The sequence below is a fragment of the Peribacillus frigoritolerans genome (genome assembly GCF_040250305.1).
Taxonomy (GTDB): domain Bacteria; phylum Bacillota; class Bacilli; order Bacillales; family DSM-1321; genus Peribacillus.
Map to the genome: position 1 here is coordinate 833080 of NZ_CP158190.1, position 17797 is coordinate 850876.

General features: G+C 33.2%; 21 protein-coding genes and 1 pseudogene. 16 read left to right on the forward strand and 6 right to left on the reverse strand.

Annotation, left to right across the window (positions count from 1 at the left end; all coding sequences use genetic code 11):
* The first annotated feature begins 444 nt into the window (after positions 1-444).
* The 4 genes from ABOA58_RS04015 (at position 445) to ABOA58_RS04030 (ending at position 3944) form a co-directional block, all read left to right on the forward strand.
* Positions 445-1356 carry a MurR/RpiR family transcriptional regulator gene (locus ABOA58_RS04015; protein WP_350301308.1) on the forward strand — a complete coding sequence of 304 codons (912 nt, stop codon included), beginning with the start codon at positions 445-447 and terminating at the stop codon, positions 1354-1356.
* A gap of 326 nt (positions 1357-1682) precedes the next feature.
* Positions 1683-2057 carry a hypothetical protein gene (locus ABOA58_RS04020; RefSeq protein ID WP_350302786.1) on the forward strand — a complete coding sequence of 125 codons (375 nt, stop codon included), beginning with the start codon at positions 1683-1685 and terminating at the stop codon, positions 2055-2057.
* Positions 2058-2279: 222 nt separating this feature from the next.
* Complete coding sequence (locus ABOA58_RS04025) at positions 2280-3140, forward strand: transporter substrate-binding domain-containing protein (RefSeq protein WP_350301309.1); 861 nt, start codon at positions 2280-2282, stop codon at positions 3138-3140.
* A 153-nt stretch (positions 3141-3293) separates the two neighbouring features.
* Entirely contained in the window at positions 3294-3944 is a 651-nt protein-coding gene (locus ABOA58_RS04030; RefSeq protein ID WP_350301310.1) for a class I SAM-dependent methyltransferase, read from the forward strand.
* Between the two features lie 145 nt (positions 3945-4089).
* On the opposite strand, the gene ABOA58_RS04035 is transcribed toward ABOA58_RS04030, so the two are convergent.
* A complete protein-coding gene (locus ABOA58_RS04035; RefSeq protein ID WP_350301311.1) occupies positions 4090-4248 on the reverse strand; it encodes a hypothetical protein in 159 nt (52 codons plus the stop codon).
* Between the two features lie 908 nt (positions 4249-5156).
* Between ABOA58_RS04035 and ABOA58_RS04040 the strand changes: the two genes are divergently transcribed.
* Positions 5157-5651, forward strand: coding sequence for a helix-turn-helix transcriptional regulator (locus tag ABOA58_RS04040; protein WP_350301312.1), 495 nt, complete (start codon positions 5157-5159; stop codon positions 5649-5651).
* A 4-nt stretch (positions 5652-5655) separates the two neighbouring features.
* Positions 5656-6033 (forward strand): hypothetical protein, encoded by a 378-nt coding sequence (locus ABOA58_RS04045; protein ID WP_350301313.1) that lies wholly within the window; start codon positions 5656-5658, stop codon positions 6031-6033.
* Positions 6034-6221: 188 nt separating this feature from the next.
* Here ABOA58_RS04045 and ABOA58_RS04050 read toward each other — a convergent pair whose 3' ends face one another.
* From ABOA58_RS04050 to ABOA58_RS04065, 4 genes are read right to left on the reverse strand one after another with little or no spacing between them, the layout of a single operon-like run.
* A complete protein-coding gene (locus ABOA58_RS04050; RefSeq protein WP_350301314.1) occupies positions 6222-7010 on the reverse strand; it encodes a carbon-nitrogen family hydrolase in 789 nt (262 codons plus the stop codon).
* Between the two features lie 5 nt (positions 7011-7015).
* Positions 7016-8284 carry an MFS transporter gene (locus tag ABOA58_RS04055; protein ID WP_350301315.1) on the reverse strand — a complete coding sequence of 423 codons (1269 nt, stop codon included), beginning with the start codon at positions 8282-8284 and terminating at the stop codon, positions 7016-7018.
* A 12-nt stretch (positions 8285-8296) separates the two neighbouring features.
* Complete coding sequence (locus tag ABOA58_RS04060) at positions 8297-8968, reverse strand: DUF2848 family protein (RefSeq protein ID WP_350301316.1); 672 nt, start codon at positions 8966-8968, stop codon at positions 8297-8299.
* A complete protein-coding gene (locus tag ABOA58_RS04065) occupies positions 8952-9620 on the reverse strand; it encodes a GntR family transcriptional regulator (RefSeq protein WP_350301317.1) in 669 nt (222 codons plus the stop codon). Before ABOA58_RS04065 ends, ABOA58_RS04060 begins: the two co-directional genes overlap by 17 nt.
* A 173-nt stretch (positions 9621-9793) precedes the next feature.
* Here ABOA58_RS04065 and ABOA58_RS04070 point away from each other — a divergent pair, with 173 nt between their 5' ends.
* The 9 genes and pseudogenes from ABOA58_RS04070 to ABOA58_RS04110 all read left to right on the forward strand — a co-directional run bounded on the left by ABOA58_RS04070 (position 9794) and on the right by ABOA58_RS04110 (position 16994).
* Positions 9794-10267, forward strand: coding sequence for a hypothetical protein (locus tag ABOA58_RS04070; RefSeq protein ID WP_350301318.1), 474 nt, complete (start codon positions 9794-9796; stop codon positions 10265-10267).
* Between the two features lie 238 nt (positions 10268-10505).
* Positions 10506-10931 carry a cytidine deaminase gene (locus tag ABOA58_RS04075; RefSeq protein WP_048684121.1) on the forward strand — a complete coding sequence of 142 codons (426 nt, stop codon included), beginning with the start codon at positions 10506-10508 and terminating at the stop codon, positions 10929-10931.
* 258 nt (positions 10932-11189) lie between these two features.
* Positions 11190-11489 (forward strand): hypothetical protein, encoded by a 300-nt coding sequence (locus ABOA58_RS04080; RefSeq protein ID WP_350301319.1) that lies wholly within the window; start codon positions 11190-11192, stop codon positions 11487-11489.
* A 569-nt stretch (positions 11490-12058) separates the two neighbouring features.
* Positions 12059-12592: an SF0329 family protein gene (locus tag ABOA58_RS04085; RefSeq protein WP_350301320.1), complete on the forward strand. Its 534-nt coding sequence runs from the start codon at positions 12059-12061 to the stop codon at positions 12590-12592.
* 724 nt (positions 12593-13316) lie between these two features.
* A pseudogene (locus ABOA58_RS04090) lies at positions 13317-13568 on the forward strand (recombinase family protein); the annotation flags it as partial.
* 63 nt (positions 13569-13631) lie between these two features.
* Complete coding sequence (locus ABOA58_RS04095) at positions 13632-14594, forward strand: helix-turn-helix transcriptional regulator (RefSeq protein ID WP_054396776.1); 963 nt, start codon at positions 13632-13634, stop codon at positions 14592-14594.
* A gap of 76 nt (positions 14595-14670) precedes the next feature.
* Positions 14671-15303, forward strand: coding sequence for a type 1 glutamine amidotransferase family protein (locus tag ABOA58_RS04100; RefSeq protein ID WP_054396774.1), 633 nt, complete (start codon positions 14671-14673; stop codon positions 15301-15303).
* A 402-nt stretch (positions 15304-15705) separates the two neighbouring features.
* Positions 15706-16233: a sigma-70 family RNA polymerase sigma factor gene (locus ABOA58_RS04105; RefSeq protein ID WP_350302787.1), complete on the forward strand. Its 528-nt coding sequence runs from the start codon at positions 15706-15708 to the stop codon at positions 16231-16233.
* Positions 16230-16994 (forward strand): LolA family protein, encoded by a 765-nt coding sequence (locus tag ABOA58_RS04110; protein ID WP_350301321.1) that lies wholly within the window; start codon positions 16230-16232, stop codon positions 16992-16994. The genes ABOA58_RS04105 and ABOA58_RS04110 overlap by 4 nt, the downstream gene beginning before the upstream one ends.
* 30 nt (positions 16995-17024) lie before the next feature.
* Here the strand turns inward: ABOA58_RS04110 and ABOA58_RS04115 are convergent, their stop codons facing one another.
* A complete protein-coding gene (locus ABOA58_RS04115; protein ID WP_350302788.1) occupies positions 17025-17141 on the reverse strand; it encodes a peptidoglycan-binding domain-containing protein in 117 nt (38 codons plus the stop codon).
* Between the two features lie 195 nt (positions 17142-17336).
* Between ABOA58_RS04115 and ABOA58_RS04120 the strand changes: the two genes are divergently transcribed.
* On the forward strand, positions 17337-17786 hold the full coding sequence (locus ABOA58_RS04120) for a YrvL family regulatory protein (RefSeq protein WP_350301322.1): 450 nt from the start codon (positions 17337-17339) through the stop codon (positions 17784-17786).
* Positions 17787-17797: the final 11 nt, after the last annotated feature.

Below are 17797 nucleotides of genomic sequence, written 5' to 3' on the forward strand. Positions count from 1 at the left end.
TGAATATAATCTTCTAGTTCTTGTTTTAAATGCTCAAGCATCTTGAAGTTAAGGAATAAATAGGACGTGATTCGATATTGTTAGCAATAATCTCCCCATTAAATAAGTCAAGAATGAACATAAATACAATTTCAATAGAAGAAGTATGGACAAGATTCAAACAAGGATCGGGAGAAGACCAAGGAAGAGAATTTATTTAAAGCACGATCCTTTGTTATTACTAATCTAATAAACAAAATGTATCCTCCCCAAACTCCCGTGAGAACCCATTTGATTTTTCCGTATACACATTCATTCCTCCGGCTACCTTAACCTATAAATAATTGGCTAATCAGATGAAAGGATTCACCTTATAATACGAACCGGCGCCATTCAGAAGTGTCCTTTTTGATTCCGGCCATTTTCTTTTAATATAAGATATAATGAACCCAAGGTGGATCAATTTTGACGTATAATCTGCAAATTGAAGGTGAAAAGGGGATTGTAATGAGTTTATATAATCAAACAACAACCATTAATAAAATAGTTGATATTAAAGATTCTTTACCAAAAAAACAAAGACAGTTATGCGATTATATTCTAAAAAATTATCAGTCAATAGGATTAATAACAATTAAAGAGCTTGCCGATAATGCCGAAGTTGGAATTTCAACTGTGGTGCGTACGATAAATGCATTAGGGTATGAAAATTTTAATGACTTACGAAAAGATATCTATGATGAATCGGTGCCTTCTGTCTCAAAATGGACATTGAAGAAGTCTTTTACAGAAATACAAAATGAAGGAGGGAAGGTTCCAACCTTAGTGCAGGTTTGGAAAGAATCAGTTAATTTATTAAACAAATCATTAGATGATAATTTAATGGAAAATTTCGAAAATGCAATTGATTGCATTTTAAAATCAGGTTATATCAATGTTTTAGGTACTAGACCTTATAAAGCAACTGCATTATATTTCGAACTGTTGCTTCAAGAATTCTATCCCAAGATAAGGCAACTAGGCCATGATACGGAAGTGATTTATGACAGGATTTTGCAATTTGAAAAGGATGAAATCTTAGTAGTTTTTGCATTCGAACCCTACACTAATCGAATTATCGAAGCAGTTAAGCTGACCTATGAACAAGGAAATAGCATTATATTGATAACAGATCATATCTCATGTCCAATTATTTCATATGCGTCTGTAACGTTGAAAGTAGAGGTTAGTGAAGAACAATTTTCAGTAATACCTATTATGGCATTAATTGATGCATTGGTAATTGAAATTGGTAAACGGTCATCAGAAGAATCGATTAAAAAGTTGAAAAGACTTGAACAAACACTTATAGAAAAGAATATAACGTTTACTTATTAATACTAGAAAATGGGGATTGGTGTTGAGTTAGTAAGAGAATGAACGATATGGATTAGAAATTGTTACCTTAACGTATGACCATAAACATAAAAACTTTTATGAAACTTGTGGCTTTAATCCCTGTTCAGGAGGGGTGTGAAAAAAATTTTAATGAACTAACGGGTTCTTTACTTCATTACCAGGATTCGATCAGCATCTTTTTCTTATGGAACTAGGCAGGATAATTCAACAAGGATAATGGTCATTGGTGTTAAAATAGTTCAGGAAGGAATAACTAGGAGTGAGTAGAAATGAGTTTGGCTTCCTATATTGGGTGTAATAAATAAATTCCTTTTAATGATGATGAATATTCAGATGCACTTTTTTATATTGGCTGTTGTTTTGCCAGTGAGTTTGACTTGCTGAATGTAAAGAAATATCAGTTTACTACTCCTTACGTTTATGAGGTATCAAGTCATTGGGGAATTGAGATTTCAGAATATATGAACCCCAAAACGTGTGCCGAATCAAAAATGAAGCTAATCGAATTATGTGAAGTTATGGACAGTTACCTTGGTAAAGGTGATTTTTTTGAATTGTATAGTTGTTGGATAGGAGAAGAAGCTGAAAAGCGAGATGGTGAGATTACCCTCCAAATCAATAACTTTGATATTGACCAAATAGAAATTCCCGAAAAAACATTAGTTAGATTTAAAAAATGAATTTTTCTTCAACTAACAGCTGCTAGTTCAATCAGAAATTAAATTAGGACTACACATTTTAGATATGACTAATATGTGTAGTCCTTTTCATATCTACTGCTATGCTAATCTAACCTAAATATAAAAAAGTGTTTTTTTTTGAAGGTGATTCATTTATTTTGTTGTATTTTTAATAATTGGTAGATCAATTAAAAATATAGAAAAAAATGGAGGTAAAATCACATGTATAACCATTGGAAAAAAGCACTGATGGCTGGAGTGATCAGCTTATCCTTGCTAGGTACTGGTTACGTCGGTCACGACCTGATCTCCTCGCAAAACGTCTCGGCTGAACCGGCATCTGAAAAAGCACCAGGGCATTTGAAAAAAGTTGACTCTTCTCAGCTTGATGAAATAATCAAACGTGGGTACATCCGGGTAGGAATGACCGGGGACTACAAACCATTTACCTATTTGAACCCTGAAACAAATGAGTATGAAGGCTTTGACGTGGACGCTGCCAAAGAGCTTGGCAAAGACCTTGGTGTGGAGGTGAAATTTGTCGCTACCACATGGCCTGCGATGATGAAAGACCTGCAAGCGGACAAATTTGATATCGCTGTGGGAGGTGTGACTCGCAACACAGCCAGACAAAAAAGCGCTTATGTATCCCAAGGTTACCTTTCATTCGGTAAGGTGCCTTTGATTCGCAAGGAAGATAAAGACAAGTATCTTACCATTGAAGATATCAACAAGCCTTCTGTACGCATTGGCGTAAATCCAGGCGGAACAAACGAAGAATTTGTTCGTCAGTATCTAAGCAATGCTAAAGTAACGGTTGTAGAAAACAATCTTGATATCCCACATCTTGTTGCAGAAGGTACGTATGATGTAATGATCACTGACACAGTAGAAGCAATGCTGTATGCAAAAGCTGATTCCAGACTGTATGCGGCTCAAACTGACAAGCCTTTCACAAATAGTGAAAAAGGTTATATGATTCCAAGAGGTGATTTCATTTATGCAAGCTACTTGGAAATGTGGATGGATGAAATGAAGCTTCAAGGGAAATTTGAAGCCCTCTACAAAAAGTGGATGGAATAGAATAAGGAGATGCTCCCAAAAGCTACTCTAATACTGCCGTGTAGGGAAGCATTTTTTCACTAACAGGTGCTTTGATAGTATTAGAATGCCACAGTGAATTTAAAAAAAGAATATAGTTTTGAGTTAGATGAAAGCAAAAACCGGGGGTGACAAATGAAACAAAATATATGGGAGAAGGAATATAGAAATGTGGATAGTTTATGGGGTTTCAATCCTAATGGCATCTTATCTCAATACGTTGAAATGCTTCCTGAAAACGGAGAGGTTTTAGACATAGGTATTGGAGAAGGAAGAAATGCCCTTTTTTTCGCTGAACAGGGATTTGCTGTTGAGGGTATTGATATTTCGGAAACAGCAGTAGAGCGATGTTTGGAACTTTCAAAAGAGCACAATTTGAATGTTAACGCTAAAGTTCAAGATATTAATTCTTTTGAGATTGAACCAAATAAATACTCTTTAATCATACTTTCGAATGTACTTAATTTTTTTCCTGATAATGAAATTAAAAATATTATCGACAAGGTGAAAATTGGGTTGCAAAAAAATGGGTTTGTATATATTAATGTCTTTGATGATAAAGAACCAGGTAGAAAGAAAGCACCAGAGAGGTATGAACAGTTAGCAGAGCATACGTTTTATAATGAAAATTCAAATATGTTTCTTCATTATTTTACAAGAAGTGAATTAGAAGGCTTTTTTACGGATTATAAAACCATATGCTTGTCTCAGTCGTACTCTTTGGACATTACGCACGGTCAACCTCATTTCCATAGTACATTAGAAATAATGTCACAAAAGTCTTAAATAGGTTAACATTCTTTATTTAACCACCTGTGTTAGTACCTTAAATTAGGCCATCATTTGATGGCCTATTAAATGTGAAAAAATATCCTTAATTAACTAAAGGGGCAGGCTAGCTAGAAAAATAAAAAACCACTCAGAGTGTTTTTTAATCGCGCATTGCTCCTGCCTCTCGGGAAGTCATTGCACCTTGTCCTTCGCTTACATCTTTTTGAATTTCTTGTTTTACTTTTTGTGCATCAGTTCCGGAAAATTCTGGTTTCATAACAGAACCCAAATTCTCTTTAGCTTGTTGATTCTGTTGCATACAAAGTCCTCCTCAATTCATTGTTCAACAATTGGGCCAGATTGTTGAAGAACAAAAGCAAATTGCTTTTGCAAAAATAGCCCTAAAACCATTAACACCTCTCGGAAACTCAAGTGATACTCTACATACTTGATCGTATTATTTTGTGGGAGTTGAAGGGAATATATGTGTCGTAAAGAATATATATTGAAAAAAATTATATTGATGAGAGGGAATATATCATGATTAGTGAAAAGAGCAAATAAATCATTGAAAATTATATTATGACCTACAATTCATTTGATATTTGAAAGTATCGTTAAACTCCTTCATAAAGAGATAATGTTTAGGAATTTCACGAATGGCGAAATGAACACAGAGACCAGAGGAATACAGGAGTTTAGAGAACTGGCGGAAAAGTCGTCAAAGATTTTCTCCAGTCGCCGTCAGACGGTTATTGACTATAGTGCTATAGATGATAAAGCAGAAGTGCAAATTATATGAAGCAATACTGGCTGTTGATTTGCCTAACGGATTAAAAAGTGGAGATAAGATTCAATTAAAAGAAAGTCCATATTTGGACTTACTGAAGGGAAGATATCATTAATTGAAGATTATAGTTGAGTGCATCTAACATTCTAACGGATTTCTTTATTGCAATAAACGCGTGAACAGGCTTCAAAAGCCTTTAATAATATTGTCGGTATTCAACAAAAGGGAGCGGTTCTTTAATAAGAAATGCTTAATGAATTAACAGATGCTTTACTTCATTATCAGGAGCTGATCAGCAGCTCCTTTTCTTATGCAGCTAACAGCTAAAGGGCCAGGACAAACAATTAATATGCGAGGTTTTATTCAAGAAGGGTATTTTTTGTTGAAAAATAATACTTTTAGTGTAAAATTACACTAAAAAGGAGTATTTAGTATATATGGAAAAAGAAGAATTCATCAATTTAATATCAGAAAAAATGAAACTTGTCCGAACAGAACAAAGCTTTTCTCAAGATAAGATGTCTGAAATTCTAGGGATTTCAAAAAAAACACTAGTTCAAATTGAAAAAAGAAGAACAGAAGCCAATTGGACCACCGTTGTTGCCTTTTGTGCTTTGTTTAATCATAGCCAATTGTTGATATCTTCAATTGGTGACAATCCTGTTGATTTTGTTCAGTTAATTGCTAGCAAAAATGGTGGGACGCCTAAAGAAAAAACAATGGGTGGTAAGATATGGTGGAAAGAAATCGAGTATAGAGGGGATTTTCGTTTGCAACAAAATTTGATTAGTAACCATTACCGTATATTGGATCAATATGATTATCGTTGGCATAGTTCTTTTGATAAAGAAGAGAGTTTAAGTCGTTTAAATGAATTACAGGATGTGGGGAATATCGAGATAGACAAAGGTATAGGGATATATGAGGAATAAGATTTTGCTTGTTCTAAGAAAAATAGTAATTGGTATTCTAATAGTCTGTTTATACTGTTTTCCTTTTGTTTATTTTTCAATGCACCAAGATTTTGCTAACCGTTCAATGCTTGGCTATTTAATTATGCTTGTAGTGACTTCACTTCTTGCTTTCTTCGGCAAACTCTTTAATAATTCAATCTCTCTTATTATTGGTAATATATTATCTGTAATAATTTCATTTTATTTTATAAGCGAGATGACAGGGAACGAACGATGGGGTGGCTATTTTAAGCCATTAACTCCATATCAATTATTAATCTTGGTGAGTTTTTTGAATTTGATTCCTCAGTTCTTCGCTATGAAGTTAGCAAATAGAACCAAAAATAAAGTTAAAGATTAATTTGATTAAGAAGAGTAACTTCTTTGAATTAAAAATTAGTTCTTTTCTTCTGGAGCTAACAAGGCAGTTTAGGTGTTTTTAATTATCCCAATATATAACTGTCTGAATTTTATATCAAATTAATGCTTTGTTGAATTAAACCTGAAAAGCTACTCCTAAAGGTTGGTATCTCTGGAGTAGCTCCTACTTTATAACTTTCTATACTTTTCTGGTACTCTGGAATCGAATATGGGAACATCTTTTCTTATTTGGGGTACTTTTTCTAAATCTAAAGTTGCCTTTAATTCACCAACTTCTTGATCTAATTTTTGAACAATGTCTCCCCATGGATCTACAATTTGTGAGCAACCTGCGAATTCCACTCCTAACTTTGTTCCCGTTACATTTGATGCAACAACATACATTTGGTTCTCAATTGCGCGCGCACGAAGTAACGTATTCCAATGTGTCTCCCTTGCGAGTGGCCATTCTGCTACGATATGTAGCACTTGAATACCTTGTAATGCTAAGTCACGAATAATTTCAGGGAATCGTAAATCGTAACAAATAATAATCCCCATTTTCACACCTTCAAGTTCAAATACTTCCACTTGATTATGACCGCCTGTTAAAAACTTGGGTTCATCTAACATCGGAACAAGGTGCATCTTGTCATATGTATGAACAATATCACCTATTCGATTGACAATAACTGCACGATTAAAGATATCTTTACCTTCTAGTACGGCAACCGAGCCACCCACCAAGTTTACATTAAACTTCTTAGCCAGTGATTGTAAAAATTCAATTGATTGATTACCATCCACTTTGCAGAGTTCTTTCAATTCTTCTAACGCATAACCCGTAGACCACATTTCAGGAAGTACTACAACGTCCAAATCATCACTGTAGTTAGCTTCTAACCAGCGTTCAATGATTTTCCTATTCTCTTCTGGATTCCCAACTTCTAATTCCATTTGAAATACCAAATAATTCACATTATTCACTCCTCAATATTATTTAGTAACGAAGTATCCGGTTTTACAAACAACCATAATATAGCTGCAATAAACACTGGGATTACAGTTACTCCTAATGTGATATTCCAACCAAAATTTTCTGCTAACCATCCACATAATAACGGTGAGACAAATGCTCCTAGATTTCCCCACAAGTTCATCCAACCTGAAACGGACCCTGAAAAGTTTCTGCCTAAGTCTGTAGCAGAAGCCCAAGAACAAACTACTGTGAATCCTAGTGACCCCAAGCATAATGATAACCATAAAACATTCATATAAGGCGATACTGTCATAACAGCCAGGTACATTGAAATAATAAATACTATTAAACCTGATATAGCTAACGAAGTTCTAGATATTTGTTTAGAAAAACCTTTACGTACTAAATAATCAGAAAGAATACCCCCAGTCATTACCGTTATTAGTATTGCTAACCATGGTAGGCTTGCAGCAAATCCCATTTTACTTAATGAGAATCCTCTATCTTCTAGTAGATAAGTAGGTAACCAAACTAAAAAGAAAGTAATAATATATAAAACAACAAAATACTGCATTCCTAACGCCCAAAATCTATAGCTTTTTAGAAAAGTATTCCATGGTGCTCTAACTTTAGCGGTTTCGACAAGTTCTCTGTCTTCAAGTATATATTCTTTTTCTTGTTCATTTACTAACTTGTGAATTTCAGGATAGTCTCTAGCTACAATGTACCATACACCTGCAATGATTATTCCAATTAATCCAAAAATATAAAATACAGCTTGCCAGCCAAAATATTGATATATATAAACTGTAACGATAGGGGCTATAACTGGTCCAAAATATGAACCTGCCAATAGAGCACTAGATGCTCTAGCCTTTTCATCTCTTCTAAACCAGTTTGTATTAAATACGGCGTTAGCTGGGAACATTGGTCCTTCACCGATCCCAAAGAAGAATCTCACCATATACAATAGACCGTGAGATTTAACTACACCCGTCAAACCCGTAAATACTGACCACCATACTAGAGCAAAAGTGATCATTTTTCTTGGGCCAAACTTTTCTGCCATAAGTCCTGCTGGAATTTGAACTAACGCGTAACCTAATGAGAATAATGATGCAAGCATACCAAACTGAACTTTATCTAAGCCTAAATCATCCATCATTGGTTTTGCTATTATTGAAATATTTGACCTATCCATGTAAGCGATTACACCGATGATAAAGAAGAAGAATGCTAGTCCCCATCTAACTTTTGTCGGTTTCTTTTTCAAAACAATCCCCCCTTAATAAACAATGGAATAATGATGTTTAATTTTTCTGTTTAATTTGGGGTGTTCAATTTCGTATTCAAATTTATCACCAAAAACAAATCCATTTTTTGTAGGCACGGTACCTGAAAAAATAACAGTATGTTCTAAATCTTTTTCCCCGAATTTGTCCAGCTTTTCCAATAAAACATCAACCTCTAAAAGAGCTTCTAGTGTGTCTTCTTGATATAAACTTTTTTCTCCATTTGAAGTAACATAAGAACGTAAAATAATATTATCCCAGTCTTCCTTTAAATCTGCTAATCTCCAAAAGTCAGTTGCAAGAGGTTTATCACATATTGATTTAGACTTTAAAATATCTTCTTTTTCTACTTCTCGATCTGTATGATCGCTTCCAAGGGTAACCAACCATTCTTTTCCGTCATGGAATAACACATATTCTGTTTCCCCAGAGGAGAATTTGCTTCCATGACATTCATTAGAAAAATTCAGTTGTTCTATTTTTTGTGGATAAATCATCGGTACATTAGGTGGAGGTGCAATTCCTAATTCTTTTAATTCATCTATGTGTTCTTGGATCTTTTCTATATTTCTTCCACCATACCCAACAACAATTACTTTATTAATATCAATTTCATGTTTTTTAACCTCTCCATTAGAAAGATGTAAATTAATTTCTTTTCTCATTTGAATTCCTCCTCAATTGATTAACAATTTCATTTTTTGTATTTTCGACATGGTTATTTGATGCTATCAGAAGTTGATTTATATCTTGTGATTTTAAAGCTTGTACAATTTCTTTATGTTCAGATATTGTTTCCTCAATACGCGACTTTTCAGTTATTGCTTTTAACCCAAACCATCTAATCTGATCGCCAATTTCCTCAAACCATTTTTCTAATCGCTGGTTTTTAGTTAATAATACAATTTCAGAATGAAACTCCTTATCTAATTCAATAAATCTTTGGTGATCTGTTTTATTTTTTTCTTGCTCCTCAATGAAACCTTCCAAAACTTTTATTTGTTCTTCCGTAATATTTCCACATATTTTCTCTAGTGAGAATCGGTCAAAAATCATTCGTATTTCCATGACTTCAATTACATTTTCTTCTGTAATTTCATTAATAAACGTACCAACTCGTGGCTTTGAAATTATCCACTTTTCTCTTTCTAATAACGATAGGGATTCTCTTACAGGAGTTCTACTTACACCTAATTTTTCACTGAGGTCTCTTTCATATATTGCTTGACCAGGTAGAAGTTCATAATTCAAAATTGATTTCTTAATTGCCTCAAAAGCTATATCTCTTAACGGCATAACTGTCTCTATTTTTTTCATTTTTCCTCCTCTTGGTATGTGGTATACCAACTGTATCACATGCCGAAAATTCAGTCAATTCAAATAATATGTTTTATTCGGTAGCCCTTTTCTTAATGAACTAAAGGGGCAGGATAGTTGCATAAGGAATGGAGAATATAAGCTATAAAAATTATGAATGCGGGTGATGTTTATTGAAATTTCCTAAAGGAGTAACTGGTTTTTATAATGTAAAACATAATAAGCCACCAACAATTGATAGGAAACAATTTAAACAGCAATGTTTTAGTATCATTAAAAGGAATAACGGAAAAGTGTTGGCATTCATCGAACCACAGTTTCCAACTAATTTTTTAAATGTCGAAGTTAAAGTTTTTAATAAACATTTGCATATATTGCTTAATGAACATTATCCTTTTTTAGCTTTTGCTTCTTTTGTTGATTTTGAAAATATTAAATTTATTGATGAACCCGAATTATTGAAACAGTTTAGTCCTTTTTATAGGGTTTTGAGTATGGAGGAACTTAACAAACCATTATACATTAAAGAGAGTACTGGAAAGATTATTTTAGAAAATGATAATGAATTGAACAGTGCTGAATTGGAACAAATAGCGTATTGGAAGCCAAAAAGTTCTGGAGAGGTAATCTTTAACTTTTGGGATTAGATCTAATAACGCTATTGAACAAACAGGTACGTTAGCTTAAGAAGAGCTATCTTTAAGGTAGCTCTTTCTTATGGCACTAAAGGGGCAGAATAGTTCAACAAGGATTTTTGGTAAAAACATAATAATATTTATATTATTCATAAAAAGAACACTTCTTAAGTTAGAATATAGAGATACTGTAAATAAAAATACTTTAAATATAAGTAGGTAAACAAATAAGAAAAAATGAGGGGAAATTATGAAAACTTATCCTTTAACAGAAAATGATTTTAAATTAATTGATGAAGCTAAAAGTAAAATTACTCATCTCTATGAAGATGATAGGCATCATGTAGGAGCAGCGTTAAAAACAAAGTCAGGAAATATTGTTTCTGCGGTACATATAGAAGCATACATTGGACGGATTACAGTATGTGCTGAAGCTATCGCGATTGGAAATGCAATTTCAAACGGAGAAAAATACTTTGATACAATTGTTGCCGTTAGACATCCTTATTCCGATGAAAAAAATAGAGAGTTAAGAGTAGTTAGTCCGTGTGGGATGTGTAGGGAACTAATCTCCGATTATTCACCAGATTGTTTTGTTGTTTTAGATATAGATGGCGAGTTACAGAAAACTAAAATTGGTGAACTAATTCCACTAAAATATAGTCGCGAATCATAAATGAAAAACCTTAATGAACTAACGGGTGCTTTAGCTGAAGATCGGAGCTGTCTTTAAGGCAGCTTTTTCTTATGGAACTAACGTGGCAGTTTAGTTGAATAAGCTTAGTGTATTCACAAAGCGCCATAACAACTGATGGAACCTTGCTAGGATTGGTTTTTTAGGGTGTTTCTATGATTAATCTTTAAAATATTTTACAGAGATTATTCCCTTTTCCGTTTAGGTAAATTTTGGTAATATAGGGGTAGGGGTGATATTTTGGAAAACCAAAAAGTTAATAAACAAGCAGCTATACCAATGATATTGACTGTAGTTTTAGTGATTGCTGCACTACTAGTTTTTTATATCGGCAGATTTTTCCCAAACTCGGATTTAAGGATACCCATTTTTTTATTTTTTATAATTGATATTGGATTTTTAGTAGCTCTGATTTTGGGAATCAAGACAAAGCAATTTGGTATAAGAGTAATCAGTGTTATATCGAATAGCATATTTTTTATCGCTTTAACTCTTTTTACTTTGGCCCTAACTTTAGCCTATGGGATTTCGGAACCATAAAAGGCATTATGAGAATAGGAGACAATAATAATGAGAAGAAATGTACTTAAACTAACGGGTGCGTTAGCTGAAGATCGGGGCTGTCTTTAAGGCAGCTTTTTCTTATGGAACTAAGGGCGCAGGTTAGTTTTATATGAAATATCTACTATAGATGAATCAAACAGAAAAAACTAGAGGCTGTCGAGGGTTTCTCGACAGCCTGAAGAGCTTTTCAGCTCCTTTTTATTTTTGCGATTATACTTCTTTTTTTACATATATTCTGTTAATTAATCCGACTATGCTAATAAAAATCATGGCAGCCACATTAGTAACTATATTAAATTGTTCATTATCACTAAAAACATTAACAACGCAAACTACGAAAAAAATAACTAATAAGATGTTTTTGTAGTTATTTGCAATAGTTTTGATAGTAAACATCCTTTCTTTATTATCATTATTCTATTATACATAGCGAAGATTGTGAAGAAATGCACTTAAACTAACGGGTGCGTTAGCTGAAGATCGGTGCTGTCTTTTAGATAGCTTTTTCTTGTGGAAATAAAGGGCAAAATATTTGGGGGTGTAAATTGTTATATAGTCCAAAATGGAGTAAAGCAAAAAAACGTTTATCGAGTTTTCTATGTGAGCCATTGCGTTCTAGAGTGGATTTTCAAGTTATCAATTACCGTAAAGCTCATGATCAATTAGGCAGAGCTATAATTACCGTTGATAAAGTGGAAATATTAAGTATGTGTACAATTACAGCTGAAAGAGAAGAGTTTTATAGAGAAAGTGACATACGAGCCAAATCTAATCAGTATAACGATGATGATGTAACTGAAAATCTAGCTTTACAAGATCAAGCTCATAAAATGCTTAAAGCAGATGGAATTTATGGTCAATATGATTTTTTCTTTGCAATAGAAAAATACTTTAACTCTCCAATTGAGGAATTAATAAAGTCTTCGGATACTTTGATTAGAATTCTTTGTCTATTAGATCGTCGTATAGGAAAAAGAACACTACTCAAGATGGAAGAAACAATTTTAAAAGAGCATGAACTTATTCAATATTTTTATAAACTACGTTGTGATGTAGAAAATATAAAAGTTATCATATAGTTCACTTATATAGGTGACAAGTACCATCCTTTGGGAAGTAGTTCAAGAATTTATGAGAGTAATAACCAAAAATCATTTTTGAGCTTAGCGATTTTTTATTAAACCAATGGCTTTTCTTAATGAACTATCGGGGCAGTTTAGTTCATTAAGATGATATAATAAAATTACAGGGATTAAATGTAAGTACCTTGTTCCACTAACAGCTTCAAGAGTTGAGGAATATATGATTAAATTGAACTTTATCACTTAAGGAATTATAGTTGAGGAGTCCAAAAGTAAATGGAATTATACCCCAAACGAACCGAAAAATATAAAAGGAAACAGCCTCCAGGTATTTTGTTTTTTTTTGGAAGTTGTTATCTATTAACTGAATTACTTCCTATCCAATATAGGAACATATGGACAACATTGGGTGTATCCCTGGGTATATCTCTTATTGTTATTATTACTCTTTTTGTAGTTATTGATAGAATAAAGGGCTGGTATTATACAAAGTGGATTGTGTTTATTCTTATTTTTATATTGGGTGTAGGTTTATATATCTTCAATGACATAAATGGGAATTGAAATACCACTATTCTAATTTAACTAACGGGTGCTTTAGGTTAGGATCGGAGCTGTCTTTAAAAGGCAGTTTTTTCTTTATGCAACTAACGGGGCAGTTTAGTTGAAGATGGAACCACCCATTTTTTAGCAATTCACTTAAATTCGATGGCCAACCGGGATACCGAAGATGGCGGGTGTAAACCAATTAGAACGTGATCTTATCCGTATGCGGCAGCGTGAAGGGATTGAACTGGCTAAGAAAGAAGGAAAGTTTAAAGGTCGGTTAAAGAAGTACCATAAAAATCATGCAGGAATGAATTATGCAGTAAAGCTTTATAAAGAGGGAGATATGACTGTAAATCAAATTTGTGAAATTACAAATGTGTCTAGGGCCTCATTATATAGAAAGCTATCGGAAAGGAACAGTTGATGAGTTATACCAAAAATCGGAAATATATAATAGAAAATAAATTCCATATAGAGGTGGAATTATATGCCTAAAATTGACAATATGTTAGCAATTCTATGGATGCTTCGTTCAGGTGAAAAAATTACTGCAAAACAAATTTCAGAAAAGTTAGAGATGAATATAAGGACTGTGTATCGTTATATTGATACAATTTCAACAAGTGGCGTACCTATAATTTCAGAACCAGGACATAACGGTGGATACACTTTATTGAACAATTTTATTGAGGCTCCTCTTTTTTTTGATTTTGAGGAGCAAACTTCACTATTTCACGCTGCTGTTTTTGCAGAAGAAGCCGGATATTATGGAAGTGAAGCACTAAATAGGGCCATTTCAAAACTAAGTAAATACTCAAATCAAGAGCAGGAAACAAAGATAAACCAACATTTAACTAGTCTTGAAGTAATAAGTCGATTAAGTTCAATCTCTATGGAACCTTTTTTGAAGGAGTTGGAGCAGGCCGTAGCTGACGGGTACTCAGTAAAAATTCTTTACCATAAAAGTGGCGAAAAGCAATTAAATTATAGATTGGTAGATCCGTACAGAATTATCTATTGGAATAATAAGTGGTATGTGATTGGATTTTGTCATCTTAGGGATGATATCCGTAGTTTTAGAGTAGATCGAATTGAAAGTCTAATGCTAACCGAAAATAAGTTTAACCGGCCAGAAAATTTTTCAGCACGTGACTTTTTTATGAAAAACCTCCTTCCAACTATAGAAGATAAGGGAGGGAATACTTCTTTAGTTATTAATGGGAATACAAGGACGTTGGGAGATATTTGCCAACATTGGTTTTTAGGACATTATTTACAAGAACGGACTTCAAATCAAGCAGTATTTCTTCTTGAAAAGGATATGATACATACATATGTACCTTATTTACTTTTACCGTACGGTAAATCTATTCAAGTTATTGAGCCAATAAGTCTAAAGAAAAGACTTATTGAAGTTCTGTCGGAATTAATAAAATTTCATCAAGTATGATAACTTCCCTGACGTTAGCTGTCAGGGAAGTTATATTATAATTGGCTATATCAATTGTGATTGGGAGTGTTATTGGATGCAAACAAAAAAAGTTTATCTATATGTATTTAACACAATGTCAGACTGGGAATATGGATATTTAATTGCCGAACTAAACACAGGAAGATATTTCAAAAAAGATATAGCACCTTTAAAAGTAGTTACAGTAGGAGCTAATAAAGAAATTATTACTACGATGGGGGGACTGAGCATAAAACCAGATATTCCCCTTGATGAGTGTACTCTTGAGAGTAAAGATCTTTTAGTTTTGCCTGGAGGGAATACTTGGGGAGAAGTTATTCATCAACCAATCATGAAAAAAATTGGCGAAGCTTTAAAGCTTGGCACTATTGTTGCTGCAATTTGTGGCGCAACTGAGGCCCTTGCGAATATGGGATACCTAGATTCTAGAAAGCATACAAGCAATAACTTAGAGTATATTAAAATGGTTTGTCCTAATTATAAAGGAGAAAAATTTTATGAGATGGGACCTGCGGTATCTGGTGAGAATTTGGTTACTGCATCAGGAGTAGCTCCTCTGGAATTTGCGATGGAAGTACTGAAAAAATTAGATGTATTTGCACCAGATACATTACATTCATGGTATAACCTAAATAAGACTCACAAACCTGAATACTTCTTCCAGTTAATGAATTCAATAAATAGATGAGCTAAAAAAATCAACTTAGCAGATTTATATTAGTTTAAATAATTACCATGCTTTAGACAATGTCAAAGCATGGTTTTTGAATATAACTTAAAAATGCTTATGGAGTAATGAAAAAAGCCCAATTTCTCTTAATTAACGATGAAGTTGGGCTTTTTAGTATTGAAAATTCCTTAACGTTGTAAATCCGCATTTTCCTGACGGTACCCCTAATTGTATTCCTTATGGAACTAACGGGTGCGTTAGCGCCATAAGAGTGCCGCCAATTGGCGGCCTTTTGAATGTGCGATCTTTAAAAAAATTATACATTCAGATTCAAAAAAAAATATATAAACAAAATAAAAAAAGTAAAGCCAAATACTCTAGATTTTCGTCTAATATTTGTAATAAGAGAAAAAGAAGGTGATGAAAATTGAAAGGTTAGTTAGAAAAGCACAAAAGGGTGATAAAAACGCTTTTGAAACATTATTTCAAAACTATAAAGAGGAAATATATCGAACTGCTTTTACTTATATGGGAACTCAAGAAGATTCTTTGGATATTGTACAAGAAGTAGCGTATAAAGCTTTTAAATCAATCAAATTCTTAAAAGAACCAAAGTACTTTAAAACATGGTTAATAAAGATTGTAATAACTTGCTCTATTGATATGTTAAGAAAGCATAAAAAAGTTTTTGCCTTAAAACCCGAACACATGGAATTAATAACTATTGATAAAAAAGAAGAAGATACCGCATTATCTTTGTATTTACAGACTTTAATTGGAGAGATTAGCGAAGTCGAAAAAAGTGTTATTCTTTTAAAATATTTTCATGATTACACTTTAAATGAAATCGCAATCACATTGGATATGCCTTTAGGTACAATAAAAACCACTTTGTATAGAGCATTAGAAAAGTTAAGAAAAAGATTAAATAAGGAGGATATCCTATGAAAAATAAGATAAAACAAGAACTCGAAAATATTGAAATACCCAAAGAGTTCGAACTGATGAGTCAAAAAGGAATTAACAAAGCCTATAGTGAAATGAATAACAATAGAAAAAAGTTAAAATGGTTAATTGGGTTTATTGCAAGTGCTGCAATTCTATTGCTTAGTATTGGATCATTGTCAACACCCGTTGTAAAGGCATCCATTCAAAACGCTCTTAACGTAATACTGGCTGATAAATTCGAAAAAATGGATAGTGGTAGCAAAATATCACCCGAAGAAATACTAGTAAGTGTTGAAGAAAACAGCAACGGCGAATTAATCACAACATATATTTCTGGTAATCAAGAACGAACTGAAAATGAAAACGGGGATTTTTCTGTATCGGATGGTAAAACCATCGCTTCTTACACAAAAAATGATAATCAATTTTTAATTGAAACAAATGATAATCCAGGGCCATCTATTGAATCAAAGATATTTTCTGAATTTGAAAAAGAAAAAATTCAATCGTTAGGGACGAAAAAAATATTAGATAGGGATGCAGAAGTCTACAAAATAACAATATCAAACGAAGAAACACTTGAGCTTTGGTTTGATAAAAATACTGATGTGTTAGTAAGAGAGATACAGATTATTGATGGTAAAACTTATGAAGAAGGGAAACTAATTTCACTTAAAACAATAGATAAGAAATCTAATTTGGACCTGTTTAAAGTCAAAGCGCCTAAAGAGGCCAATATAATTGACCATACAAAAAAGTAAGCTAGGAAAAATCCTAGCTTACTTTTTAATTTAATATGCTGCAAATGATAGATAATGATAAGTCTTTTTACCAACTTGTCCATCAACCGTTAATCCTCTTCTCTTTTGAAAAGCTTTAACGGCTGCTTCAGAACCATCACCATATATACCATCAACTGTACGGGTGCGTTAGCTGAAGATCGAAGCTGTCTTTAAGGCAGCTTTTTCTTATGGCACTAACGGGTCAGGTTAGTTCAACAAGCGTAGTGTAGTTCGAATGGTCAATGTTTCTAAAAAGCTTAGTTATTGGTAAAATAAGTTAGGGTTTCAGAAGTAAAAGATCTAACGAAGAGAAACAGAACTATGCCAGAAAATAACAATGATTCATTTCGCGATATGAATATAAAAGAAAAGATGGCAACAGTTACCGGATTAGCATTTCTCATTATCCTGGTAGTGGGCTTTGTATTGGGGCTTTATTTCTTTGGACTGGCAGGGGTTTTTGAACTGCTCGGCGTTCAATATGAATCTATCTGGTCATTGATTGTTTTTGTTGTCAGTTTCTTTATTTTAGGAATCATTGTCGAATTGTTTTCCAAAGCAATTTTCAAGCTTTCTGTCCGAAATATTGCAGGGAAAATAAAAGTATTTTTTGTCCGAATCAGTTTTGAAGGCACATCGAACTGGTTAGTCCTGTTCGCAGTGGATGAGTTTATGAAAAGTATTACACTCTCCTTGAAAACAGAGATTATTATTGCATTGCTACTTGCCATAATAGAAATTGTTTTCGACGATGATAAGGAAATCTCCTAATAAAAAATTCA